Source organism: Vibrio sp. Vb1026, assembly GCF_033338745.1.
Classification (GTDB): Bacteria; Pseudomonadota; Gammaproteobacteria; order Enterobacterales; family Vibrionaceae; genus Vibrio; species Vibrio alginolyticus.
Map to the genome: position 1 here is coordinate 531475 of NZ_JAWOTH010000001.1, position 25282 is coordinate 556756.

At 43.5% G+C, this 25282-nt stretch carries 20 protein-coding genes; 5 read left to right on the top strand and 15 right to left on the bottom strand.

Annotated features, from left to right (window positions below; genetic code table 11):
- Positions 1-8: 8 nt before the first annotated feature.
- The 4 genes from R7E47_RS02460 to malK form a co-directional block, all read right to left on the bottom strand.
- Positions 9-542 carry a polysaccharide biosynthesis/export family protein gene (locus tag R7E47_RS02460; protein ID WP_005375265.1) on the bottom strand — a complete coding sequence of 178 codons (534 nt, stop codon included), beginning with the start codon at positions 540-542 and terminating at the stop codon, positions 9-11.
- A 12-nt stretch (positions 543-554) separates the two neighbouring features.
- Entirely contained in the window at positions 555-1760 is a 1206-nt protein-coding gene (locus R7E47_RS02465) for an outer membrane beta-barrel protein (RefSeq protein ID WP_269334212.1), read from the bottom strand.
- 10 nt (positions 1761-1770) lie between these two features.
- Complete coding sequence (locus tag R7E47_RS02470; protein ID WP_017821251.1) at positions 1771-3171, bottom strand: undecaprenyl-phosphate glucose phosphotransferase; 1401 nt, start codon at positions 3169-3171, stop codon at positions 1771-1773.
- 420 nt (positions 3172-3591) lie between these two features.
- Positions 3592-4710: a maltose/maltodextrin ABC transporter ATP-binding protein MalK gene (malK, locus tag R7E47_RS02475; RefSeq protein WP_005375271.1), complete on the bottom strand. Its 1119-nt coding sequence runs from the start codon at positions 4708-4710 to the stop codon at positions 3592-3594.
- Positions 4711-5382: 672 nt separating this feature from the next.
- Between malK and malE the strand changes: the two genes are divergently transcribed.
- The 3 genes from malE (at position 5383) to malG (ending at position 9118) form a co-directional block, all read left to right on the top strand.
- A complete protein-coding gene (malE, locus tag R7E47_RS02480) occupies positions 5383-6561 on the top strand; it encodes a maltose/maltodextrin ABC transporter substrate-binding protein MalE (protein ID WP_005375272.1) in 1179 nt (392 codons plus the stop codon).
- A 79-nt stretch (positions 6562-6640) separates the two neighbouring features.
- On the top strand, positions 6641-8215 hold the full coding sequence (gene malF / locus R7E47_RS02485; protein ID WP_318083684.1) for a maltose ABC transporter permease MalF: 1575 nt from the start codon (positions 6641-6643) through the stop codon (positions 8213-8215).
- Between the two features lie 12 nt (positions 8216-8227).
- On the top strand, positions 8228-9118 hold the full coding sequence (malG, locus tag R7E47_RS02490; RefSeq protein ID WP_005375275.1) for a maltose ABC transporter permease MalG: 891 nt from the start codon (positions 8228-8230) through the stop codon (positions 9116-9118).
- 367 nt (positions 9119-9485) lie between these two features.
- Here malG and R7E47_RS02495 read toward each other — a convergent pair whose 3' ends face one another.
- The 3 genes from R7E47_RS02495 to R7E47_RS02505 form a co-directional block, all read right to left on the bottom strand.
- Positions 9486-9731 carry a hypothetical protein gene (locus R7E47_RS02495; protein WP_005375277.1) on the bottom strand — a complete coding sequence of 82 codons (246 nt, stop codon included), beginning with the start codon at positions 9729-9731 and terminating at the stop codon, positions 9486-9488.
- Between the two features lie 171 nt (positions 9732-9902).
- Entirely contained in the window at positions 9903-10388 is a 486-nt protein-coding gene (locus tag R7E47_RS02500; protein ID WP_005375279.1) for an acyl-CoA thioesterase, read from the bottom strand.
- Positions 10389-10533: 145 nt separating this feature from the next.
- Positions 10534-11439, bottom strand: coding sequence for a DMT family transporter (locus R7E47_RS02505; RefSeq protein WP_017821248.1), 906 nt, complete (start codon positions 11437-11439; stop codon positions 10534-10536).
- Between the two features lie 98 nt (positions 11440-11537).
- Here R7E47_RS02505 and R7E47_RS02510 point away from each other — a divergent pair, with 98 nt between their 5' ends.
- Positions 11538-12326, top strand: coding sequence for an AraC family transcriptional regulator (locus R7E47_RS02510; RefSeq protein ID WP_005385013.1), 789 nt, complete (start codon positions 11538-11540; stop codon positions 12324-12326).
- A 203-nt stretch (positions 12327-12529) separates the two neighbouring features.
- Here the strand turns inward: R7E47_RS02510 and R7E47_RS02515 are convergent, their stop codons facing one another.
- The 7 genes from R7E47_RS02515 to R7E47_RS02545 all read right to left on the bottom strand — a co-directional run bounded on the left by R7E47_RS02515 (position 12530) and on the right by R7E47_RS02545 (position 22975).
- Positions 12530-14221, bottom strand: coding sequence for an ABC transporter ATP-binding protein (locus tag R7E47_RS02515; RefSeq protein ID WP_318083685.1), 1692 nt, complete (start codon positions 14219-14221; stop codon positions 12530-12532).
- The gene (locus tag R7E47_RS02520; RefSeq protein WP_318083686.1) at positions 14218-15828 is read right to left on the bottom strand and encodes an ABC transporter ATP-binding protein; all 1611 of its coding nucleotides are present in this window, start codon (positions 15826-15828) and stop codon (positions 14218-14220) included. The genes R7E47_RS02515 and R7E47_RS02520 overlap by 4 nt, the downstream gene beginning before the upstream one ends.
- A gap of 273 nt (positions 15829-16101) precedes the next feature.
- Positions 16102-18282 (bottom strand): TonB-dependent receptor, encoded by a 2181-nt coding sequence (locus R7E47_RS02525; RefSeq protein WP_238970758.1) that lies wholly within the window; start codon positions 18280-18282, stop codon positions 16102-16104.
- A gap of 94 nt (positions 18283-18376) precedes the next feature.
- Positions 18377-19345, bottom strand: coding sequence for a siderophore ABC transporter substrate-binding protein (locus R7E47_RS02530; protein WP_054701806.1), 969 nt, complete (start codon positions 19343-19345; stop codon positions 18377-18379).
- Positions 19346-19398: 53 nt separating this feature from the next.
- Complete coding sequence (locus tag R7E47_RS02535; RefSeq protein WP_053307879.1) at positions 19399-20352, bottom strand: iron chelate uptake ABC transporter family permease subunit; 954 nt, start codon at positions 20350-20352, stop codon at positions 19399-19401.
- Entirely contained in the window at positions 20349-21293 is a 945-nt protein-coding gene (locus R7E47_RS02540; RefSeq protein ID WP_033906772.1) for an ABC transporter permease, read from the bottom strand. Before R7E47_RS02540 ends, R7E47_RS02535 begins: the two co-directional genes overlap by 4 nt.
- Positions 21294-22054: 761 nt before the next feature.
- Complete coding sequence (locus R7E47_RS02545; protein ID WP_005375292.1) at positions 22055-22975, bottom strand: M14 family metallocarboxypeptidase; 921 nt, start codon at positions 22973-22975, stop codon at positions 22055-22057.
- Between the two features lie 172 nt (positions 22976-23147).
- Here R7E47_RS02545 and R7E47_RS02550 point away from each other — a divergent pair, with 172 nt between their 5' ends.
- Complete coding sequence (locus R7E47_RS02550; RefSeq protein ID WP_017821242.1) at positions 23148-24053, top strand: DUF808 domain-containing protein; 906 nt, start codon at positions 23148-23150, stop codon at positions 24051-24053.
- 95 nt (positions 24054-24148) lie between these two features.
- Here R7E47_RS02550 and pyrC read toward each other — a convergent pair whose 3' ends face one another.
- Positions 24149-25177, bottom strand: a complete 1029-nt coding sequence (pyrC, locus tag R7E47_RS02555; RefSeq protein ID WP_318083687.1) for a dihydroorotase — start codon at positions 25175-25177, stop codon at positions 24149-24151.
- Positions 25178-25282: the final 105 nt, after the last annotated feature.

Here is a 25282-nt window from a genome sequence, read left to right on the forward strand (position 1 = left end):
CCTGTCACTTAAAAGAAGCTCTGGTCAATAAATACAATGTCACCAGGTTCAACGTTGCGGTGCATACTGACCCCCTCCATCGTTTGACCTGTTTTATGCTTGGTGAGGTTAATGCCTTTGCGTGAGGCTCTGTCGGTCAAGCCACCTGCTAGAGCGATGGCCTTCTCTATGGTTAACCCTGGACGGTACTCAAATCCACCAGGTTTCCTGACTTCTCCATTAACGTAAAACAGACGAAAGTTATTGATGGTGACCATCACTTTTGGATTGATGAGATAATCGCCTTTTAAGCCCGTTTCTATTTCGTACTTGAGTTGTTTTGGTGTTTTTTTGATTGCTTTAATTCGGCCAAGGTAGGGGTAATCAAAATAGCCATCTGACGTTATTAGAATATTTTTAATCGTAAGATCTTCTTCACCATAGACCTGCACGGAAATGGTATCGCCAGTATCGAGTAAGTAATCTTCCTCGTTTGAGTCAGCGTTGACCAAAGTGCTAAATAGCAACAACGCTACACTCATGAATTTGATGAATGCCTTCATTAATAATCCTTTTTACAGAGAAAACTGTGCGCTTACAGTCCAAATATTTTGTTCGAAGCTATAATCCGATCGGCTAGAGTTTTTATCTTGGTATTGCCAATCGGCTTGCAGCTGTATCCAACGTTTGATCTGATAATCGATACCAAAAGATAGAGTGTACCGATCGTCGTTTCTGGAGATTCCCGTGTAATCATCTTGTTGATAAACAGCACCTAAGCGAGTTGCAAGGTAACTATTCCAATCGTGCTTCAGGTTCAGTCGGTAACGAGTTTGTAGGTTGTAATCGCCATCTTGATCGGGGTTAACGGCCGCTTGAGTGGTTTTCACGCTGACTAGAGTTTGTTCTTGAGGCAACCATTCAAAGCCGATATCCCAACTAAAGCCTTTAAATGTCTCTCGTTGAGCGCTGTCAAAATCTTTGATTTGATAACCGAGTCGAGCGATGCCTTTGGTTTTTCCTGTGACTTCCCATTCGGCACCGGTGTAATAGAAACTGGTGTTGTTATCTTTCGATGGCTGCGCAGAATTTCGGTGCTGATACTCGGTTACGATTTGGTTTGTTCCGACTAACCAATAGGTTCTTGGCGTCGCTCTTAAATAGAACTCCAAATGTGCATTGGGAGCTCGAAAATCGTTGTATTTAGTTTTAGCGTTTGGGCGCCCAGGCAAGCCGTCACGATAGTTTTGATAGGTTTTATCACTATAGCCTAAACCGAATTCGAGTCTGCCTTTGGCACCGTTAGATCCAAAGACATAATTGGTTTTTACATCGTTACGGTTGAACTCTATTGGTGAGTCGATTGCGCTACCATTACCTTCGGTAATATCTTCTCCTCGAACTTCATGCTGGGCGCGAAAACGGTAATCAACCACTAAACGATGACGATGATTAAATTCGAAAAAGTTGGAAAACTGAAAAGTGTGGTCGTCGAAGTCGTTGCGATCGTCAGATGAAAAGCCAGCTTTTAACTTATATAAAATATCTGCGCGATAGCGATTCCGTTCTATACGTGCTAGTAAGTTTGGTTCTATACCCCAAATATTGACCGATTCTACATTGCCGGATTTTTCCGCTTTATTGATGTTGTCATCTCCCTCGTAGAAAGTTTTTACGAGGGGAATCAACTCTATACCAGACTCGGTTTGGTAAGCCATCGGTTCTGCGAGCAAGTCAGTAGAAAACAGACTCAATGCTATTGCCATTGTCAGTTTCTTCATAATCTCAACCTTAGTAAGCGTTAGCACCAGTGAAGCCTTTGAAAACGGTCATAAAGATGATTTTGATGTCCATCCAAACCGACCAGTGGTGGATGTAATCCAAATCAAATTCGACTCTCTTTTCCATTTTTTCTAAGGTGTCGGTTTCGCCGCGATAACCATTAATCTGCGCCCAGCCAGTAATGCCTGGTTTTACTTTGTGACGTAGCATGTAGCGATCCACGATCTGACGGTATTCTTCATTGTGTGCCACGGCATGAGGGCGTGGGCCGACAATAGACATGGTCCCTTGCAGTACATTGATAAATTGAGGTAGTTCGTCCAAAGAGGTGCGACGTAGAAATCCGCCAAAAGGCGTAATACGAGGATCGTTCTTTGTCGCCTGTTTCACGTTGGAACCTTGATCCATGGTTGTCATTGAACGGAACTTCCAGACTTCAATCTTGCGTCCATCAAGACCGTAACGATGTTGTTTAAAGATGACAGGGCCTTTAGAAGTTGCCTTAATGCCAATCGCAATGACGAATAGAATAGGGGCGATTAAGACCAAAATAATGCTCGAAAACAAGATGTCTTCAAACCGTTTTACCCAAGAAGAAATTCCAGCAAAAGGTGTATCAAAGACACTTAGTGTTTGAACTTGGCCGATCTGCGCCCAACGAGAATGTAAAAGGTTATAAGTGAAGAAGTCGGGAATCAGATACGTATTTGCGGTGGTATCTGAGAATTGGTTAAGAAGTGACGCAATGCGCTCTTTTGCGTGCATTGGCATCGCGATATAGACGTAATCTACTTCCCCTTTTTTAGCTCGCTCAAGGGCGTGGTCAACAGCTCCTTTAATAGGATAATCAGAATTTGGCAATCTGTCGGAAGATCGTTCGTCGTAAAAGCCATCAAAAAGCACGCCGTGTTCTGTGTGGTTTTGAATTTCGTTAGCTAGGGTAATGCCGTGAGGAGTTTGGCCGATGATGATCGCAGTGCGAGTGTTGAATCCTTTTTTTCTCAAATAGGCTAATCCGGTACGGAATGTTACTCGCCATGCTAAAAGCAGAGCGGGCGTAATCGCAAACCACAGCGCTAAAATTGTGTTATCAAATAAGGTATGGACTTCAGAAAAATACAGCACAATAAAGATAAGTGCAGAAGTCACCGCCCAAGAAACACAGACAATAAACATCTGCTCTTTAAACGAACTGGTTCGCCAAGAGCGATACAGATTGCCGCTTTCTGCCATAAATAGAAAAGAGATGCCTCCAACGAAAGCCAATATGACGTAATCTTTCCCCATCGCAGTATTCATGTCTTTGAACACTAAAAGCAGCATAAAAGAGACGATGACAGCAAGATCTGAGATGCGATATAAAAAAGCGAACTCCATCTCATGAGAGCGGATAAGTCCTTTTTGTTTCATGACTCAGTTTCCCTTCTGACACGCTACCGCCCTTGGGTGTCTTCCCCAATTGCCGTGTCGTGAACGTTATTAGTAGTTAGTGCACAGAGCATTCTGTGGAATGCTGCTGAGTTTTTTGTCACGTGTAATTTCGTTGATAAGTGTAAAAATTTGCGTTGTTGAGGTAAGTGGAAATAAGAATGATATTTAGCCCTTTGGCTAAGTTTGGCGGGTTAGGAAAAAGCTGGTACTTACTTATGAGGAATGAGGAAAAGTATTAAAAATGAAGTATCAGTACAAAGACAATGGTTTATGTGAGGGTAGAAGAAACGGGTGATTTGATTCGTTAACGATTAATGATTTAGTATCGAATTGCTGATATTTATTAAGATAAAAAAATCCCTCTCAAGTGAGAGGGATTTTTGAGTAAGGACGAATGAACTATTCGACTTCTACGCCGTTTTCTTTGTATAGGCGGCGGCATGCGCGACCATCACTGTGGAACAGGTGACAACGATGAGCTGGAATACCGATCTCGATTTTATCGCCAGTGTCGACTGCAAGCGTGTCCGGCTGACGGAAAATAACGTCGGCGTCCGCGCCTTCTAGATTTAGGTATACTTGAGTTTCGTTACCTAGCTTCTCAACAATCATCACTTCACCGTGAATACTTGCATCAGCTTCAGAAGCGGATAATAGGTGCTCAGGGCGAATGCCTAAAGACATTCGGTCGCCGCGGTTAACTGTTGTACCATCCACTGGAATCCAGAAAGATACGCCGTTAGATAGTTGAACTTTGACGCGCTCTGCTTCTACTTCATCAATGAACACGCTCATGAAGTTCATTTTCGGAGAGCCGATAAAGCCAGCTACAAAGCGGTTTTGTGGGTAATGGTAAAGCTCAAGCGGCTTACCAACTTGCGATACATAACCGCCGTCTAGTACAACGATTTTATCTGCCATTGTCATCGCTTCTACCTGATCGTGCGTTACGTAGATCATGGTACAACCAAGTTGGCGTTGTAGCTTAGTAATTTGTGCACGCATGTTTACACGCAGTGCCGCATCCAAGTTTGATAGTGGCTCGTCTAGAAGGAATACATTTGGCTGCGATACCAATGTTCGGCCAATCGCCACACGTTGACGCTGTCCACCAGAAAGTGCTTTTGGTTGGCGCTCAAGCAAGTGGCCTAGTTGTAGGATTTCTGCTGCTTGTTCAACACGCTTGTCGATTTCTGCCTTGTCTGCTTTTGCTAGTTTCAAGCCAAATGACATGTTGTCATATAAGTTAAGGTGCGGGTAAAGAGCGTAAGACTGGAATACCATACCAACACCACGTTTGGATGGTTCGACGTCATTCATGCGCTGGTCACCAATATACAAATCACCTGAAGTAATGTCTTCAAGACCGGCAATACAACGTAAAAGGGTAGATTTACCACAACCTGATGGACCTACGAAAACAACAAATTCACCTTCGTTGATTGTTAGGTCTACGTTCTTAGAAATCAGTACGTCGCCATACGCTTTACAAACATTTTTTAACGTGACACTCGCCATGTAGCTCGTCCTCGATCAATTTTTTATTATTCACCGCTCATCATTATATGAATTATCTAGCGAGCAGTAACAGTAGGAATCGGTAAGTTCTTGCGGTTGGTAAGAAAAGTAGGGTAGCACTTCAATAAAATGTCCTGAATAGAAGTGCTACCCATCATAGCCAAGTACGAGTTTCTCTCCCCCACATTATTCGTATTGTCTCCCCCGTGAAATAATTACCACAAACAACACTAATAATGACATTCCACTCGTCTGGCAATGCAAAACCAGCAAATCTTTTTCCTAATACGTAGGCACTGCTGGGAAAGGGTTCTTACCATCCACTCTTGGATGACTGCAGTTTCTAAGATTGTGCGTAGTGCGACATCCTCCTAATAGAAATAATTGTAGGGGGAGTAGAAAGGGAGGAGTAAAAAAGGAGGAGGAAGAAAGCAGTTGGTCGGAAATCACATTATTGCACCACCTAAAGTTGAAACCGATCACAGGAACTATCCATTTTGTGATTTGAGTCTCTTACCCTTGGCGATTTAGATCACGAAAATACGTCATAATTGTAAGGGCGTAGGGATTAGGAGGATGAGACATATTGGATTATTTCAGATGATATATGTCGAAATACGGCTGAACCTCAATGGACTAGCCCTACATCAAAAATATAAAAAGGATACGAACATGAAAAAGTTAAGCGCTGTAGCACTAGGTACTCTTGTTGCTTTGGGTTCTTTTGGTGCTAATGCTGCCATCGAAGAAGGACAACTTACTATCTGGATCAACGGTGATAAAGGCTACAACGGCCTTGCTGAAGTTGGTAAGAAATTTGAAGAAGACACAGGCATTAAAGTGACTGTGGCTCACCCAGATGGCCTTCAAGACAAATTCCCTCAAACTGCAGCGACTGGCGACGGTCCTGATATCGTATTCTGGGCTCACGACCGTTTCGGTGGTTACGCAGAAGCTGGCCTGCTAGCAGAAATTAAACCTTCTAAGAATATTCAAGAAGGTATCGTTGATTTCGCTTGGGATGCAGTACGTTACGACGGCAAATTGATCGGCTATCCAGTTGCGGTTGAGTCTCTATCTCTAATCTACAACAAAGACCTAGTTCCAAACCCACCAAAGTCTTGGGAAGAGGTTGCAGCATTAGATGCAAAACTTAAAAAAGACGGCAAGTCTGCAATCATGTGGAACCTAAAAGAACCGTACTTCACTTGGCCATTAATGGCGGCTGATGGCGGCTACGCGTTCAAATACACTTCTGAAGGTTACGATGTTAAAGACGCTGGTATCGCGAAAGAAGGCGTTAAAGACGCAATGAGCTTCGTAAAAGGCTTAGTTGATAAAGGCGTAATCTCTGCGGATATGGATTACTCAGTGTCTGAGTCTGCGTTCAACCAAGGCAAAACAGCGATGACGATCAACGGTCCATGGTCTTGGGGCAACATTGAGAAGTCTGGCGTTAACTACGGCGTGACTACGCTACCTAAGTTCCAAGGTCAATCTTCTAAGCCATTCGTTGGTGTTCTAACGGCTGGTATCAGCACTGCGTCTCCAAACAAAGACCTAGCGGTTGAGTTCATTGAGAACTACCTACTAACAAACGACGGCCTACGCATGGTTAACAACGATAAGCCTCTAGGTGCGGTAGCGCTTAACTCGTTCCAACGTGAACTAGATTCAGATACTCGTATCGCAGCAACAATGGACAATGCGATGAACGGCGAAATCATGCCAAATATCCCTCAAATGAACGCATTCTGGGGTGCGGCTAAGAACGCAATCATCAACGTAGTTGACGGTCGTCAAACTGTCGATGCAGCTCTTGCAGATGCAGAAAAACAAATGACTAAATAATTAAGTAAGACCTTTTTAAGGAGGAGGCAACTCCTCCTTACTTTTCTATATTTATTCTATATTCGCTAGCAGGTTCCCTATGCAGTCAGTTCAAGGTACAAATGCTATGACAGCACCAGAAGCCAGCCTTCCGAGCAGCAAAAAAGTGTTCATGAAATGGTCACTTTTAGGCACAGTCGGCATCATCAATGGCTACGCAACAATCCTTATGTATTCTCGCGGTGAGATTGCGTTTGCACTACTTACGCTCATTCTTACCGCTTTAGCGTTGTTCATCTTTGGTAGTAAAAAGACGTACGCACACCGTTACATCTACCCTGGTATAGCAGGGATGATCCTTTTCATTCTTTTTCCTTTGGCGTACACCATAGGTTTGGCGTTTACCAACTATAGCGCGAAGAACCAACTCTCTTTTGATCGCGCTCAGAACGTACTTTTGGACCGAACTTACCAAAGTGGTGATAGCTACCCGTTCACTTTGTATAAAACGGAGCAAGGCCATCAACTTGTGGTTGAAAAAGATGGTGAGCTACTTGCAAGCTCGACTTTTCAGCTTGATAACCTTTCAGCATCGGAGTTTGATCTTTCACCAATTGAAGAAGTAACGGGTGAAAAAGAATCAATCAAGGCGATTGTTAAGAACCGCAGTGCGTTGAGCAGTGTCGATTTACATTTGCCAAGTGGTGATGATATCCGCATGAGTGGGCTGCGCAAATTTGCTGCAGTTGTACCTTTGTACACATTACAAGAAGATGGTGAAACGCTTTACAACAACCGGACTGAAGAAACGCTACGTCCAAATATGGAAGTAGGTTACTACCAGCCTGTCGATGAAAACGGTCAATTTGTTGGTAGCACAGTGTCACCAGGTTTCGTGGTGAACATTGGTACCCACAACTTTGAGCGTGTTTGGAAAGATGATGGTATCAAAGAGCCGTTTATCAGTATCTTTATCTGGACCATTGTTTTCTCTGCGCTAACCGTATTATTTACGCTTGTTATTGGTCTTGTCCTTGCCAGTGTGGTTCAGTGGGAAGCACTTAAAGGTCGCTCAGTTTACCGTTTGTTGCTAATCCTGCCTTATGCAGTTCCGGCGTTTATTTCTATCTTGATCTTTAAAGGTTTGTTTAACCAAAGCTTTGGTGAGATCAACATGTTGTTGGAAGGCTTATTCGGCATTAGCCCGGCTTGGTTCTCTGATCCGTTCATGGCGAAAACCATGATCTTAATTGTTAACACTTGGCTTGGTTTCCCTTACATGATGATTTTGTGTATGGGCTTACTAAAAGCGATTCCAGACGATTTATATGAAGCATCAGCAATTGATGGTGCGAACTTTGTCACGAACTTCACACGTATCACACTACCAATGATGTTGAAGCCGTTAACACCATTGTTGATCGCGAGTTTTGCATTTAACTTCAACAACTTCGTACTTATCCAGTTGTTGACTGGCGGTGGTCCAAACATGATTGGTACATCAGAGCCTGCGGGTTACACCGACCTGCTAGTAAGTTACACCTACCGAATCGCATTCGAAGGTGCTGGCGGTCAAGACTTCGGTCTAGCAAGTGCGGTAGCAACGCTTATCTTCCTATTGGTTGGCGCATTGGCACTTATCAACCTACGCGTAACTAAAGTAGCTCAGGACTAAGGAGAAATTACAATGGCAATGGTACAAGGTAAGTCATTAAAGTATCGTGTTTGGGCTACTCATATTGCGATGTGGGCATTCTTGGCACTGATTATTTTCCCTTTACTGATGATCATCGCGATTTCATTCCGTGAAGGTAACTTTGCAACGGGTAGCCTGATCCCAGACAACCCAACACTTGATCACTGGAAATTGGCATTAGGTTTCTCGGTGACTAATCCAGACGGTACAGTTACACCGCCACCATTCCCAGTAATGACATGGTTGTGGAACTCGGTAAAAGTGGGTGGTATTTCTGCAATCCTAATCGTGGCGCTATCAACCACATCGGCTTACGCGTTTGCTCGTATGAAGTTCAAAGGTAAGAACACCATTCTTAAAGCGATGATGATCTTCCAGATGTTCCCTGCGGTGTTGGCACTGGTTGCTCTGTACGCGTTGTTCGACAAACTGGGTCAGTACATTCCTTTCCTTGGTCTGAACACGCATGGCGGTCTGATCTTCGCTTACTTAGGCGGTATCGCACTGCACGTTTGGACCATTAAAGGCTACTTCGAAAGTATTGACTCGTCTCTAGAAGAAGCAGCGGCTCTTGATGGTGCTACACCATGGCAAGCATTCCGTTTGGTATTGCTGCCACTGTCTGTGCCAATCCTAGCGGTAGTCTTCATATTGTCGTTCATCATGGTAATTGGTGAAGTTCCTGTAGCGTCACTACTGCTTTCTGATGTAGACTCGTACACACTTGCAGTGGGTATGCAGCAATACCTATATCCACAAAACTACTTGTGGGGTGACTTTGCCGCAGCTGCTGTACTTTCAGCAGTGCCAATCACTGCCGTATTCTTACTTGCGCAGCGCTGGTTGGTTGGTGGTCTAACCGCTGGTGGCGTGAAAGGATAATCTCTTGTGGTCTGAGATTGATAAGAATAACTAGAAAAGGGCGACCACATGGTCGCCCTTATACTTAGCACGGATATTACAATTTTGGTTTGGCCGCCGATCAGTAATATCTTGGCTTTTATTGGCGTTACGCATAGCTGGCTGTTAGCTTAGTTCCTTACGATTCAATCACTAACAGTTTTTGTAACCATAACCTGAGTTTAGACTCAGGTTTTTTTATGCCTGCTAAAGGCAATTTTGCAATAAGTAGATAGAGATTAGCGGCTTTGCAATGGATTACACAGGGCTTGAATAATGCCCTGCGTAGCACTTCACATAAATAACTAGAGCTTAGTAAAAAGCTAAATTGAGGTAGGGAAGGAAGAGATTAAAACTCTCGGCTGGAAGGTGCGCATCCAACGTATTGAAGCAGCGTGTACAAACTTTCTTGCTGCAGTGCGACGCGACGAAATAGATTAGCAAAGGTAACGTCACCGCCAAAGCAAGTTTGAATGTAATGATTAATTTCTGTTTCGTTATACCCCTCGACGTACATGGTTCTCACCCACTGGTACTCGACCGCTTTTAAATTGGTCAACGTCTCTTCACTTAAGGTCGTTTCTTTTAGTCTCAAGATCCAAACTCTATCCAACTCTAAAATAATGGATGGATTTAAGCAAAGCTAGGTGAAGGATTTATGACAGAGAAGGGCGAGCGTGAAACAAATGGCAAAACCATGATGTTGCTCCACACTCTGGGTCTAGGTAACGTTGAGGTACTTAATAGCGTTCTTAACGGATGCCAGTTACTTGAGATATTTAACGTGTGCTTCCATTTCTTCCCCAATCTCTTTACGCATGTTCATAAGACGGATAGCGGATTGCTCTAAGGCTTTGTCTTCATCTGACTCTGGAATCCATTTCGGTACATCGGTTGGTTTTCCGTTTTCATCTACAGCAACCATGATAACGATACAGTGAGTGGTGAGTCTGTTTTTCATTTGCTTTGGATCACTGGCTTGCACGTCAATCGCAATGTGCATTGAGCTTCGTCCGGTATAAATGACTTTCGCGCTAACTTCGACTAAGTTGCCGACATGAATCGGAGCAACAAACCGAATGCCGCCAGCATATGCGGTAATGCAATATTTACCACTCCACGCTGCAGAACAGGCGTACGCTGCCAAGTCGATCCATTTCATTACGGCGCCGCCGTGCACTTTTCCGCCAAAATTTACGTCGCTGGGTTCTGCTAAAAAGCGAAGGGTAATGTCTCTTTGACCACTGCTCATCTGTCTTTCCTTGATGGGTTATTGTTTTCCCAATTTAGCAGCAAGATGAATTTTCGGGAATAGCGAATGAAACAAAATATTAACTTTTATTCGAACGCTGGAAGTGACAAGCCACAGCGTAGTTCTGTGGCTTGGGGTGTAGATGTTAATTGGCGGTAGAGGCAATCTCAGAATTGGACAATGGTTTTCTCTGTCTTACTTTTATTTGCGACAGGATAACGCCAGAGATGACTAACAACCCACCAATAATATGGTAAGCGTAAATTTTCTCACCAATTAGTGTTGAAGCAAGTATGACGGAAACCACAGGCATTAGGTTCATGAACATAGCACTTGAATCAGCACCAATTGAATCAATCGCTTTGACCCACATCAGCGGCGCGAAAATGGAAGCAGCAATACCAGCATAAGCGATTAATGGTAGCGCGTCTTGGCTTGGTAACAGTTGCTCACTAGAGAGCCAAAGTGGCGTGAGCATCAAAACAGAAAAGAAGCCCTGCATGTAAACCAGAGTCAAACTACTGAATGGCATTTTCCAGCGTTTTAGCAGAACACAATAAGCCGCGTATACCATGGCAGCAACGAGCATTAAGCTGTCACCTTGCGTTAAGTCTTGATGTAAAAAGTAAGTGATATCACCGTGACCAAGCATAAATGCCAAGCCGCCGAGCGAAATGACACCACCGACGATACTTAACATTGATATAGATTTACCGAGCAATGGGACACTTAAAAACACACTGATCAAAGGAACTAAAGAGGTGATCAGGGCCATATTAGAGGCCGTTGTTGTTAAACCGGCATAGTATCCAAGTGACTGGTTGAGAACCATACCAAGTAACGCAAGAAACGCCAACTTAGCTAAGTAAGGTCGAATAATGTGTCGTTGTTTGATGATTGCAGGCAGGCAAAATGGCGTTAGGAGTACCATTGCGACAAACCAACGGTAGAAACTCATCGCACTTGGTTCAATGGCGCTTGCTGCCATCTTGTTCACAATTGAGTTACCACCCCAAATCATAACGGTGAAAAACGGAAGTAAATAAATCATGAGAACCCTATAGCACAATTATTGATGGCGCTAGTCTGGCAGGTCTTTATAATAAAAAGTATCTCTTAAAAGACATCGTAAGCGATAGGAAGACAATTTTGAAAAAGAGCGCCAGAAATCTTCACCCCTCCTTATCAATCGATCGTGCGCCATCAGATGTATTTATGAATTTCGAAGCGTTTCTCTCTAATACAGAAACACGAATTCATAGCCACCCTTGGGGGCAAGTGCAACTGATCAGCGGTGGGATTCTGGAGATGGATGCAGAAGACACAAGATTTCTAGCACCTCCACATCTTGCTATTTGGGTTCCCGCCGGAATCCGTCACACGAGCTACAACCGTAAGCCAATCGAATATTGTTCTTTGAACATTGCCCCTGAATTGACGGCGCATTTTCCAACTAAAACGAGCTTGATCAAAGTGACTCCAATCGTGTCATCTATTATTGAGGACTTTCGTCAGCGAGACATTAACGTGGCGCAAACTGATGAAGACAAGCGCTTGGTACAAGTGTTATTGGACCAGCTTGCAAAGCAAGAAGTCGAACATCACTTTTTACCGACTACCGACAATAAGTATCTTGAACCGATTTTAAAAGCAGTAGAAGAATCGCCGACGGATGAGATCAGTTTGGCGGAGTGGGCGGCAAAAGTGCATACCACAGAACGCACGTTAGCGAGACATTGCCAGAGTGAGTTGGGCATGAGCTTTACTGAGTGGCGCTTACGTGTGCGATATTTACATTCTATGGAGTTGCTGCGTAAAGGGCAGACTGTGAAAGAAGTCGCTCTGACGTTAGGTTATAACCAAGCTAGCCCTTTTATCGCGATGTTCAAGAAATACTCCGGCATGACACCGGAGCAATACAAGAATCGATTGTTGTAAAAGTGTAGAGTCTATTTTAAAAAAATTGACAATGCGCTGTATGATGACCGACTCGAAAAGCTGATGGTATTGGAAAGACCTACGTCTATCTTGTGTCAGATTGAGTCAGAATTATAACCTTGAGAATTCGCTTTATTATTATTGCTTTACAACATGCCTGTAAGATTCTTTAGATGATACAATGTGCTAAAGTGACAAAAAACTCAATTGACACCGCTTAGATTTAAGTATTGATTGTTATTAGTTTCTTCAGCCGCCAATTTGTCCCTACTTTTCAAGGAAGTAGAGTTGTACTGTGCAACTATAACTCTTCTACCCTCAATCGTGAGTTCCAATGTGGGTGACCATATATTCTGATCTCGATGCGTCACAATAATCACGGTCGAGTTCAATGTTTGAATATGTTGAGCAATACTTTTTTCGGTTGCTTCGTCTAATGCTGCCGTCGCTTCGTCGAAAATGAGGATTGGCGCCTTTTTAATGAGAGCTCGCGCAATTGCAACTCTCTGTCTTTCACCTCCTGACAACCCTGAGCCTCTTTGTCCTACTGTTTGATGTATTCCTTTAGGAGATGTGTCAATAAGTTTGTCCAATTGTGCGTGTCTTGCAAAGCTCTCAACTTCATAATCACTTGCATTGGGATTACCTAACCGAATGTTATCCGCCAATGTGCCAGTAAAAATGACCGGTTCCTGAGCAACATAGGCTATATGCTGGGTGAGCACGTCATAAGGGATATTCTTTAGATCTATCCCTCCGAGCGAAATAAGACCTTGGTCAGGATCATCAAACCTTAGAAACAGGCCCAGTAAAGTGCTTTTCCCACTGCCACTGACTCCATTGATGACGACGGTATCACCTTGTTTGATCTCCGTGCTAGCATCTTCAAAGAGATCTAAATGGCCCACAAGGTTCAGTTCGAACTTATGGTTTTTGGGGGAGGTTGCAAATTGAGGATTAGGCTCAGGCAGAACAGGGACATTCGTTAACTGAGCGTAATTTTTAATTGAGGATTTTACGTCGTTAATCGCAAAGCCTGCCAACGCGAGTTCACCCAAAGGTGCAGCTGCACGGGTAATCAATATCAATAAAGCCAAGGCTAATAAGGGTTGAGTAATCGGCTCTAAGACGAGATAGATGGCGATACCTGCAAGGGGTAAAATCGTTGCCAATCCTGATACTAAGGTTGCGATAGAAGCGTTACGATTAATAGTTGAATGAGCTTCTTCTTGTGCGTGCCAACTCTGTTCAATACGCTCGATTGAGCGCTCAGGCCCCGCTGTTGAGCGAAGTAACTCAAGGTGATCTATGAGCTCAAGTGTTGATTTAGTCGCTTGAAGCTCTGCGTCATGTCGGTCGCTATCTGAGCGACTTAGGTATCTTTGCGCCTTGTACTGAACGAGCAGTGCAACTAGTAACAATACGGCACTGAGTAGTGCAATTTCACCTCCTCCAACGACCCCAATACCGATAATTAAAAATATGGGTAACATTGGAGCGTGCAAAAATGTTTGTAGCTGATGAGCAGGAATGGCCATAAAGCCAGGTATTCCTCGTTCTGCTAGTTGAGTGAGCTGAGTTCTATGCTGATCATTAAACCAAGCTAACTTTGCTTTACTGAGCGAATGACCTACTGATGAATAAAGATCCCCAGCCAGTTTCGCACCAGAGAGAAATCCAGAACGAGTTACAATAACGGTAACTATCACAGTTAGAACAGCAGCTATTATGACGTTCAATGGTGAAGCTTGTTCGACAATAGATATTGCAAGAAATGTGTAAGCCGTTGCCTCAAATAATGCAACTAGTCCCCAACCTATAGCGACTCGATATAGACGGTGCTTTGCACTTTGTGGAATTGTCGAATTGGAATAGAGGGTATTGTGAGCCGTCATACTTCTTCATCCTGTCGTTGAGCCTTTCTGTTGAGCATCAATGTAGTGTCTGCAAGTTTCGCGAGTTCTGAGTCGTGAGTAATTATGATCAATATCTTGTCTTGTGTTTTCGCAAACTTCGCGAGATTTCTGATCACAGTGAAGGCCGTATTTTTATCGAGAGCACTGGTTGGTTCATCCAGTAATAGAACGTTGGCTTGAGTTAGAAATGTGTTAGCTATTGCGACACGTTGTTGCTCGCCTCCTGAAAGCACGCTTGCATCAGAATTGAGGTCAATCTTTAATTGAGCTTGTTGCAAAGCTTGGTTCAGCTCGTCGTCACTTGAACTTGGCGTTGATAGTTTCAAATTCTGCCTAATGGTAGTTTTGAGTACACCGATATCTTGAGGTACATAGCGTATGGCGGAGTATCGGGATATCTCAGAGAGTTTAGACAGTTGATTGCCTCCTAAGGTAACGAAGCCTGAAAGAGGTGTTTCTTGACCTGCTAATAGACGTAGTAACGTACTTTTGCCTGCTCCGCTAGGCCCCATGATGGCTGTAAATGAACCCCTTGGGAAGTAGTGGGAGAAGTTATCAATAATATTAACAGTTCCATTAGCCACTACGATATTTGATGCTTGTAGTGATAGCGGTTTTTCTCCCGCGCTCAAACTGCCACTTTCTATTTGTGGTTGCTGTAAAAAGTCGCTGATGTTCTTTGCAGCATTCTTTCCTGAGTTAACGTAGTCCAATCCATGGCCAAGCTTCAGTGCGGGTGATACGACGGCCAAACCAAAAAAGAATAGCGACGCCATTGCCACGGGACTTAATTCATAGCCAATGGTATAGGCCATTGCGAAAGTCGAAACCGCTTGAAGTAATGCGGTAGCAATTGCTGCTGGAAGGGCAACGCTACCAACCCATTTCACTATGCCGTGAGTAAAGCGTCTTGTGGCATCATTATAGCTGTCGAGTGCTCCTGCTTGCGTGCCGTAAATTCGATTTACTCGGATACCTCTTGTGTAGTCGTTTACTGCGGTAACGATATCACCCATTATTGTCATGCGCTCTTTGCCATGTTTAGCGGCGAACCTAGGTAAAAAGAGTAGGTAGTACAATGATGCAATTAGGCCAGGGAGCAGAGTAAGCATCGCTACCGGACCTGTGAGATTCAACATGATAAAAATAGAAGTTGCGGGTACGACAATGAATGTCACGAGTTCTGAAGGCAAATGCGCAACCATGTGGTGAAGCGTGCTGATGTCTTCGGAAACTATGCGACGCAGTTGATTATCACCATATTGAGAGATGGTCTTGCTTGGCAAGCGCGTCAAGTGCTGAGCAACTTGGCGACGTAATCGAGTGGAAAACTGCGACTCGGCATCATGAACTAACCACGAGCCCACTGATGAGGCAAGTGCGCTAGCCGCCCAAAGTCCTATGGCACCGTAAATCCATTGGTTTGCAAATTTATCGATAAGGTTTATCAAGCATAGCAGTGCACCAACTTTTGCCACAGCGGCAAGTGCTTCACAAAACGTTCCCAAAGCAAGCTTCTTAATCGATGGCTTTAAGGCTGGCATTAAGCTAGGCGTAACGTAATGTTGGCTGATCTTACTTATCATATTGTCACCTTATCTAGCCTATCTAGCCTATCAAGCGAAAATAAGGAGAACGTGGTAGAGCATATTGAGCTCTTATCGTTTTTCATATAAAGCCTATGGAAGTGGACGTTGATGGATTATGTTTTGAATTAACTTTGGCCGTAGGTGTTGCGAGCTCTTTGTCTGCTTGAATGTTGAAGATGAGTACTTCCTTTGATTTGTTGTGAATTTTCATGAACAGCCAAATGGGAGTAAGTCCCCCTTAGAAGGTAGGCTAAAGGGGAGGTGGAGGGATTAGAAATCCGCAGTAGCTGACAGCATCACTGTACGTGGTGCGCCAAGAGCTAGGTCCGCATAGTGGGTGGTTGTCCAGTAATCTTCATCCAGTACATTGTTTACGCTAAGGCGCCAAACCACGCTTGTTTCAGCAATTTTTGAGTTGTAGCGTGCGCCAAGATCAAGAATAGTCTGTGCAGGTAATGCCTGAGTGTTTTGTGCATCAATGTATTGTTCAGACATATAGTTCGCTTGGCCGATAAGCGTGAGATCACGCATCGCAGGGAGGTTCCATTCTAATGCGAGTTTAGCTTGTAAATCGGGTAGCTTAGTTGCTTGTTTCCCCTCCTCTGTCACATCTGTTGCTTTTGTAATCTCTGCATCTGTATAGGCGATACCACCGATGAGTGTATAGTCCTTTGATAGTGTGCCGTAGAACCCCCATTCAATACCGCGATTGCGCTGTTCACCACCGAAAGAAAAAATGTTGGTATCCGGATCTTGGTACCCATTTGGCTTTTTAATCTCAAATAAACTGAACGTATGAGCAAAGCCGTCCAGGTCAAGCTTCAAGCCTGCTTCAGTCTGTTTGGTTTTTTGGGGTTCAAAAGCCTCTCCTGCGTTTGCGGCGCTAGAGCCTGCTGTTTTCCCATTCGTTAAGCCTTCGGTGTAGTTACCATAAAGCGAAACTGAGCTCGAAACTTTGTATAATGCTGCAAGTGCGGGAGTGTAAGTACTTTCCTTAAACTTGGTGGTAGGAAGCGACATTCCGTTCATTATTATTCCAGATTCATAATCAATGCTCTGGTAACGCAAGCCGAGCGTGATTTGATATTTCCCATCAACAAAAGATAACGTATCGGCAATGCCATAGCTGACCTGAGTTGAATCGACAGGTAAACCATAGTAGTTGTCGTAAACTGAATTTTCTGGTCCCCAAACAGGATCATAAATATTCGAGTTCCAAGGGGCTGGATTATTATTACCTGTTGGAGAATCATTTTTATCTTCTCTAAAGTAAGTACTATTCAGTACAAGGTGGTGTTCTACTGGGCCAGTGTCAAAGTTGCTACGAACACCTATCTCACCTGAAGTCCGTTTGTTCTCAAGCTTAACTGATCCGAGAGATACCTCTAGGTTACCCTCGTTATCGATGATTTTGATTCGTTGCGGTACATTTGAATGAAAATCTGTACGGCTACCACCCAATGCGCTGTATACAGTTACAGAGTCACTAACGCTTAGCTCCCCGCGAATCATCATCCCTTTATCTTCGCTATCATTGTAGGCCCAACTTGGCGTCAATAATGTGTCAGATGGAGGAGGTGATGGGATTTTGAGACCAGAAGCGATGCTTAACCCACGGTTTGCACCTTCAACTCGCTCTGTACTGTAGTAAAAATCTGCTTCAAGGAAAGCAATGTCATTACGCCAATCAAGGCTTAATGATGCAAGTTGAGTTTTGTTGCTTTGGTTGTTTATCGCGGTGTCTCCATCTTTAAATGCACCGTTGAAACGAATACCAAATTCTTCATTTGTACCAAAGCGACGTCCAATATCGATATGTCCTCCGAATTGAGTGTCCGATAAGTAGCTGCCGGTGAAAGATGTGATTGGTGTTTCTTGTGCTCTTTTTGTCACTAAGTTGATGGTGCCACCAACAGATCCATTCGGTGGCATACCGTTGAGCAAAGAAGCAGGACCTTTAAGTACATCAATACGTTGATACATTTCAGGAGAGGTTCGGTAATAAGGAGCGATACCATACAATCCATTAAGCATAACGTCGCTAATGTCTGAGTTGAAACCTCTTATTTTGAAACTTTCTTTGTTTAAGCCGGTTTCACCGCTGGTGAAAACAGAGGGATCAGAAGCTGAGATTACATCTGAGATATCGCGTGCTTGTTGGTCTTGAATGTGTTTTTCTGTGTATCCAATCGTATTGAAAGGCGTTTCCATGAAGTTTTTGTCGCCAAGCATTCCTATATTACTCGCGTGAGAAACTTTGCCAGCGGCATAAACTCTGTTTGCTTCACCATAAACTGTCATTGATTCATCTACGACTTCTTCAGCTTGAGCGATACTAATTGGTACGACAAAAGTACTAAATTGAAGTGAAATAAAGAGGGCGATATGACATGGGCTTGGTTTGTTTTTCTGTGAAGAGTCCATCGCTATCTGATGATAGTCATGAGTCATTATAGATTCCTTTTCTTTGTTTGGGCTAGCTCACATCCGTTCTGACGTCGATTGAGTGTTGAATTACTTAAGATCCAACTCATTGTTATTAGATTTAGCTTTGGTAACCTTTTAGGATGTCTTCAATTATGATTTTCAGAGATGTGATGCTTGCTGAAGTGATGTACCAAGCATCGGCATCAACAAAAACGACGTTGTCGTTTTTCCATGCTTTGGTTTGACGGAGTAGTGGGTTTGCTAAGTGTTCCGCATCAATGACAGGCTTTCCTTCCATTACTGCTGTTCGATCAATGATGTAAAGAATGTCTGGATCAGCTTGGCTAATGAACTCGCTAGAAATTGGCTGACCATGCAAACCTGTCTCCACTTTTTCACTCGCTGGTTTTACCCCCAGAACATCGAAAACGAAGCCATAACGAGACTCAACGCCAAATGAGCTGAAAGCACCATTGTTATGCATGACAACCAAAGCTTTTTCAGAACGCTCTTTCGTAACAGCGCGCACTTCTGCGACTTTTGCATCGATTTCGGCAACTTTCTGTTGGGCTAGCTCCTGCTTTTCAAAGATCTCACCAAGCTCTACAAGGTGTTTCTTAATGGTATCGACGTGATGGTCACGACTATTACGGTAGTTGATGTCAAAATGTAAAGTCGGAGCGAGTTGAGAGAGTTCTTCATACTGATTAGCATGTAGCGGAGTCATCAATACGAGATCTGGTTTTAGGGCATAGATCTTTTCCATATTAGGCTGAACTATCGCACCAAGATCCGCTATCTCAGGTGTGTCTTTGTATTTCGCTAGAAAGTGAGGAACAAAGTCTTTCACCATTCCTGAGATTGGAACATTTAGCTGATCTAAAAAGTCCACTTCGTTCATATCTAATGCTGCCACTCGTTGAGGGCGATGAGAAATAGTAGTTGCTCCGAGATTGTGTTCAATCACGATGAGCTTTTCTAATGGCTGAGTATCTTCAATTTTAGTTATTTCCGGCTCGCAACCTGATAAGGTTCCTAGAGCGCAGCAAGCAAGCGCGATACTCAAACGTAGGGGGCTCTTAAACATGGGGTATTTCCTTTTTGTCAGTGAGTTGTCTTTAAACAGGCGAGTAACAGTTTTCATATTTGGCTTCTTGTTCTTATCGTGATGGCTAGGAAATATCCCCCACAAAGGACATTCACCAAAATAGAGACGGTGGTTTTAAAGTTAAATAAGTGCTCTACCAGAAGTTGACCAGACAAGAACATGACAATTGCAATAGCACAAGCAACGAGCAATATGTGTCTGTAGTTCGGTGCGCTAGTAACGGAATAAGCAATATTGGCAATAAAAATTCCCATAAAAGCCGTTGGGCCAATCAAGCTCGTCGAAATTGCTACTAAAATGGCGATTACAGCAAAGAACTTTGGTACATATTGCTTATCATTTAGTCCTAATGACATCGCTTGGTCTCGACCTAGACCTATCACATCTAGCTCGCGTGACCATCTGTTAGCAAAGAGTGCCAAAACGCTTAACGCAATACTGGAAAAAAGTAACGTAGAAGGTTTCGCTCGCTCAAACGAGGTATAGCTGAGCCCTTGAAGGATAGAGAATTCTCCAGGGCTTATTCTGAGCTGGATAAATTGAGCAAGAGTTGTCAGCACCATTGTCAAAACAAAGCCAATCAGCAGAACTTGGTGCATGTCATGTTTAAATCTATTGAGTACCCAAGATTGAATCGCTAAGGAATACAACAGAATGAGTATTGCAGAGACAGCGAAATTACCGACAACACCTAATGTAGCAATGCCAGAAGTGCCCCCTAGTAATAAGAGTAGGGTTTGCCAAACCAGATAAACCGACTCATATCCCATAATGGATGGCGTAAGAATACGATTACCAGCTAAAGCTTGGAAAATAACAGCAGAGATGGCCACGCAGCTGCCCCCAATAACTATGGCACCAAGTTTAATCAGCCTCTTAGGGATGACGTAATCAAAATCCCACCCAGAGCTTGTAAAGATAAAGGCGATAGACAGTATGCAAACGAGTATAATGCTCACTCGCATGTTTGAGTAATGTGATCTCATACTCGTGCTCCTTTCAAAAGAAACACAAGAAACATGACTCCCCCGATAGCACTGGCTGTTAATCCAATTGGGACTTCAAAAGGAAAGGCAACAACTCTGCCTATGACATCGCAAAAAATAAGTAACGAAGCGCCGCCTAGTGCAACGATTGGTAGGGTGTTTTTAAGGTGATCGCCATATTTTAGTGCGACTAGGTTAGGTATGACTAAACCGATAAAATGAATGGCACCTACGGTCACCACTGTTATAGCAACTGTCACGGAAACTAGCATTAGACCCAAGGCGGCAGTGAACGCAATATTAATTCCTAAGTTGGACGCAACATCTTCGCCCATTCCCATCACAGTAAACTTATGTGCATATAAGTAAGTCAGTAGGGTGATGGGTAAAATCAAGAAAATTATTTCATAGTGTTCTTGGACCACTTTGGAGAAATCTCCCATTAACCAACCGGACATACTCTGTAAGATGTTGTTTTGATAAGCATAAAACTCCGCTATAGCACTTAGTACACTACCAAACATAAGCCCAATCACAGGTATTAACGCAGAGTTACTGAATTTAATTTTTCGTACGATGGCAATGTAGATAAGGCCAGCGGCGAAGCAAAATAGTACGGCGAAGAGCATACGTTCAAGCTTGTCTGAGGATGGAAGCATGACGATAGATACCAAAATACCGAGCTTTGCCGCATCGATACCGCCTGTGGTGCCCGGCTCAACAAAACGATTTCTAACAATATGTTGAAGAATAACACCACATATTGCGAGACCAGATCCGGTAAGAATTAGTGCGATTAGCCTTGGTAATCTGCTAGCAGTAATCGGTAGCCAAGCTTTGTCATCCATGGTCAGCAATAACGACCAATCTAGTTGGTTTGCGCCGACGAAAATTGAAGTTAAGCACAGTATAAAAAACAGGCTTACTACGTGAATACTCATACAGAATCTGCCCCAAAATAAAGTGAGTTTCTCTTAACTTATGACTTGGGGATGGAATACGAATAATGAATATCTATTCGCATATAGGTTCTAAATTCCAACAAAACATAACCAAGTTATTTTTTATAAACATTAAGGTCACAATCCAGCCCTCAAAGTATCACTAGGCCATACCTAAAAATTCAACGTGCTGATTTGGCTTTAAAACTGGATTAACTAGCAAAAGAAAAGTGCCGCTTTCAATGCAAAGAGAAAGAGGTTCTCGATTTAATATTAAAATACAAATGATAATTATTTTCATTATATCTTTGTTTTTTCGGTTAAGCAATGAAGTTCATATGTGTTTCTCTAAAAAGATCAATCGCGTATAAAAAACAAGGCAATGGCTAATGCATGTGCTTTTGGGTAAGTGATTAAAAAATAAAGCCAAAGAGCATTAAGCTTTCTTATTGTTTAAGGATGTTTTTCGCTTCAGAAGCTCGTTGGTTGAGGTTTGATTTAAATGGTATGACGATAGTTTGTTCAGGAAGAGGAGTTAGTAGTGACGATGATGTCTAGATGTCGTTTGTATTTTAGGATTTATTAGATACCGCATTAAAATAGCGTCATAAAGTCGTGATGCTTCGCATCTTCAGTGTTAGCGATGTTAATGCGGTAATTTCTAATAAACTAGCGGATTAATGTCTCAACTTGCTTTTGGAGCAAAGTAAAGCTGATTCACAATTCAAAGACATCGTCAGTTGCTTTATTGTTAACCTGTGTTATTCGAGCTTACTTAGTACGTAATTCAAACCACCAACTACGGCTGCAACCTGTGCATCGTTGCATTCTTCGTCGGTCACCGTTGGGCTGTCTGGGTACACTTCCGTTGTCGTGCCGTAAACGCAATTTGTTACGCCGCCACACAGGCCCAGTTTTACCATTGGGTAGTTGATAACGCCAAACTGTACGACGGGTGAACCAATGATTTCGCCGTTTTCATCTGCTGGTGCAATGTGAGTCACTTTTGCAACTGACTCAATGACCGCTTTTTGGAAGTCAGGCTGAGGGTTTTCACTATCTCCCACCGTGTAAAATCCATCTGGGATCATACCTTCAATGTACTCAATACCATCACGAGCAGCTAAGGCTGGACGGAACTCAGTTTCGTCAGAATCTGTCGTTTCATGTAGATCAATGTGCATTAACACATCGCCTAAAGTTGCAACTAGCTTTATGAGGTTAGCGGACTCTTCGGCAGGGCTATCCTTATAGAAAGAGCGGTTTGGATCAATCGCGTTTGGATTCCAGCGGTTGATCACCTCGTAACCCCAAGGGCTTACGCAGGGTGCAACGACAATATTGAAATGCTCTGCATAGCGTTCTGCTTCTGTTTCTACAAACTTTAATGCGCCATGTACACCGCTGGTTTCGTAACCGTGCACGCCGCCTGTGACCAACACAACAGGCTTAGTTGAATCCCAATTGCGTGTTTTGATACAAAACAGAGGGAAGCGTGCCTCGTTGTATGAGAGCGCACCATATTGTTCAACATCAAAACGCTCGCGTAGGGCATCGATTTTACTGACGACTTCATCTTGGTAGCTACGTTTTACTTCTTGCGTTGCTAACCAAGCTTTACGTTCTTCTTCGTTCCAAGGTTGGCCAGGAGTACCGATCGGGTAAATGTATCCACTTTTCATCTATACTTTTTCTTTTGACTGCTGAAAGGTATCACAAGACTAGACCTGTCTTATCTTTACAGCAATATAAAACACCATTTGGGGTGGTATTCTTTGCAAAATCATCACTTTGATGAGTGATTCATTGGTGTTACATTTTGTTACTTACTCAATTTCATATAAGAGACAAAAAATGGCTGGAGCAAGTTTACTCACACTGCTGGACGATATTGCCACGGTGCTTGATGATGTCGCCTTAATGTCAAAAATGGCGGCAAAGAAAACCGCAGGTGTGTTGGGAGATGATCTAGCGTTAAACGCTCAACAAGTGTCTGGTGTTGCATCTGAGCGAGAGATTCCAGTGGTTTGGGCGGTTGCAAAAGGCTCATTCAAAAATAAATTGATTTTAGTTCCTTCAGCTTTACTTATTAGCGCGATTATTCCATGGCTTATTATGCCATTATTGCTAATTGGCGGCTTATTTCTCTGCTTTGAAGGGGCAGAGAAAGTACTTGAGAAAGTGTTTCCTCACTCGCATCCGCACGAAGAAAAAGAGGAGCTAGTTAATACTGGCGAGTCGATAGAAGAGTATGAAAAGCGTAAAGTTTCTGGTGCGATTCGGACAGACTTTATCCTTTCAGCAGAAATCATCGTGATTGCGTTAGGTACCGTGACAGGAGCCAGTCTTGTTACGCAAATTTTAGTTGTCAGTTTAATTGCAGTGATTATGACGGTTGGAGTTTATGGACTAGTCGCTGGGATTGTGAAGCTAGATGATTTAGGCCTTTACCTTGAAAGTCGCTCAAACGGTAAAGGTTGGGTGGCGAAAGTCGGAGGGGCCTTGGTCGCTTTTGCACCAAAGTTGATGAAGTTGTTAACCATTGTAGGAACTGCTGCGATGTTTTTGGTGGGTGGAGGAATTGTGGTGCACAACGTGCCAGCCATTCATCACTTTGTAGAGCCGATTATTATGAACTTTAGTGGTCATTCGGTTGCTACAGCCATTTTGCCTATTTTACTGAACGGTATTATTGGCTTTGTGGCGGGGTTGGTTGTGGTTGCGGTATGGACGATGGTTGAAAAGCTTCGTGGTCAATAATCACATCTAAAACATGAGACGATAATAACAAGGGTCATGACTTCTTTTTACAAAAAGCATGACCCTGTTTTATGGGTGAAACGTCAGTAAAGTACTTACTTCACTTTCCACTCGATCTGTTCATTTGCTCGAATAGGCACAACGATATCATTGCCAAATGGCATCGTTTCTGGCACATCCCAAGCGGATTTTTCTAACGTTACCGTATCTTTGTTACGTGCAATGCCGTAAAAATCAGGACCGTTGAAGCTTGCGAAAGCTTCCAAGTTTTCCAACTTGCCTTCTTTTTCGAAGACTTCTGCATAAAGCTCTAGCGCTGCGTGTGCAGTGTAAGAACCAGCACAACCGCAAGCCGATTCTTTTGCCCCTTTCGCATGTGGCGCTGAGTCTGTACCTAGGAAAAACTTCTTGCTACCACTAGTTGCTGCTTCGATCAGCGCTTGCTGGTGGGTTCCGCGCTTAAGAATTGGCAAACAGTAGAAATGAGGTTTAATACCACCCACAAGCATGTGGTTACGGTTGAAAAGAAGGTGGTGGGCAGTGATGGTAGCCGCTACGTTGTCTGAGGCGTTGCTAACGAAGTTTGCTGCGTCGGCGGTGGTGATATGTTCTAGTACGATTTTAAGATTAGGGAAATCATTGACGATAGGAGCGAGGACGGTATCAAGGAATTCTTTTTCTCGGTCGAATATATCAACATCGTGATGTGTTACCTCCCCATGAACCAAAAGTAACATTCCTACTTCTTCCATTGCTTCTAAAACGTGATAAATGTTTTTCGCATTGGTCACACCGGAATCTGAGTTTGTTGTGGCGCCAGCAGGATAGAGCTTGGCAGCAACAATGTGTCCGGTTGCTTTAGCCTTACGTATTTCGTCTGGTGTCGTGTTATCTGTAAGGTAAAGCGCCATTAAAGGCTCAAACTGTTCGCCATGTTGCTCTTTGAGAATTCGGTCACGGTAGGCTAGGGCGAGCTCAGTTGTAGTAACAGGTGGGACGGTATTTGGCATAATCAGCGCACGGCCATTGTAGCGGCTGATGTCGCGAACGGTGTCTTTAAGAGCTTCCCCATCGCGTAAGTGAACGTGCCAGTCGTCAGGACGAGTGATAGTCAGTGTTGTCATTAATTGCTCCCACCATTGAAAAGTTGTCTGATTGGAGCCTAAGCGCCGTATTTGCTTTTGAGCAAACGCTTGCGCTTAGGCGACAGGATGATAGAGGAATTGCCC

Excerpts from the sequence above, each read along its gene's own strand:
- pyrC (WP_318083687.1), bottom strand. The coding sequence starts at position 25,177 with ATGACAACACTGACTATCACTCGTCCTGACGACTGGCACGTTCACTTA.
- R7E47_RS02465 (WP_269334212.1), bottom strand. The coding sequence starts at position 1,760 with ATGAAGAAACTGACAATGGCAATAGCATTGAGTCTGTTTTCTACTGAC.
- R7E47_RS02545 (WP_005375292.1), bottom strand. The coding sequence starts at position 22,975 with ATGAAAAGTGGATACATTTACCCGATCGGTACTCCTGGCCAACCTTGG.
- malF (WP_318083684.1), top strand. The coding sequence starts at position 6,641 with ATGCAGTCAGTTCAAGGTACAAATGCTATGACAGCACCAGAAGCCAGC.
- malK (WP_005375271.1), bottom strand. The coding sequence starts at position 4,710 with ATGGCGAGTGTCACGTTAAAAAATGTTTGTAAAGCGTATGGCGACGTA.
- R7E47_RS02505 (WP_017821248.1), bottom strand. The coding sequence starts at position 11,439 with ATGATTTATTTACTTCCGTTTTTCACCGTTATGATTTGGGGTGGTAAC.
- R7E47_RS02540 (WP_033906772.1), bottom strand. The coding sequence starts at position 21,293 with ATGAGTATTCACGTAGTAAGCCTGTTTTTTATACTGTGCTTAACTTCA.
- R7E47_RS02535 (WP_053307879.1), bottom strand. The coding sequence starts at position 20,352 with ATGAGATCACATTACTCAAACATGCGAGTGAGCATTATACTCGTTTGC.
- malG (WP_005375275.1), top strand. The coding sequence starts at position 8,228 with ATGGCAATGGTACAAGGTAAGTCATTAAAGTATCGTGTTTGGGCTACT.
- R7E47_RS02460 (WP_005375265.1), bottom strand. The coding sequence starts at position 542 with ATGAAGGCATTCATCAAATTCATGAGTGTAGCGTTGTTGCTATTTAGC.
- R7E47_RS02530 (WP_054701806.1), bottom strand. The coding sequence starts at position 19,345 with ATGTTTAAGAGCCCCCTACGTTTGAGTATCGCGCTTGCTTGCTGCGCT.
- R7E47_RS02515 (WP_318083685.1), bottom strand. The coding sequence starts at position 14,221 with ATGACGGCTCACAATACCCTCTATTCCAATTCGACAATTCCACAAAGT.
- R7E47_RS02550 (WP_017821242.1), top strand. The coding sequence starts at position 23,148 with ATGGCTGGAGCAAGTTTACTCACACTGCTGGACGATATTGCCACGGTG.
- malE (WP_005375272.1), top strand. The coding sequence starts at position 5,383 with ATGAAAAAGTTAAGCGCTGTAGCACTAGGTACTCTTGTTGCTTTGGGT.
- R7E47_RS02470 (WP_017821251.1), bottom strand. The coding sequence starts at position 3,171 with ATGAAACAAAAAGGACTTATCCGCTCTCATGAGATGGAGTTCGCTTTT.
- R7E47_RS02520 (WP_318083686.1), bottom strand. The coding sequence starts at position 15,828 with ATGATAAGTAAGATCAGCCAACATTACGTTACGCCTAGCTTAATGCCA.
- R7E47_RS02500 (WP_005375279.1), bottom strand. The coding sequence starts at position 10,388 with ATGAGCAGTGGTCAAAGAGACATTACCCTTCGCTTTTTAGCAGAACCC.
- R7E47_RS02525 (WP_238970758.1), bottom strand. The coding sequence starts at position 18,282 with ATGACTCATGACTATCATCAGATAGCGATGGACTCTTCACAGAAAAAC.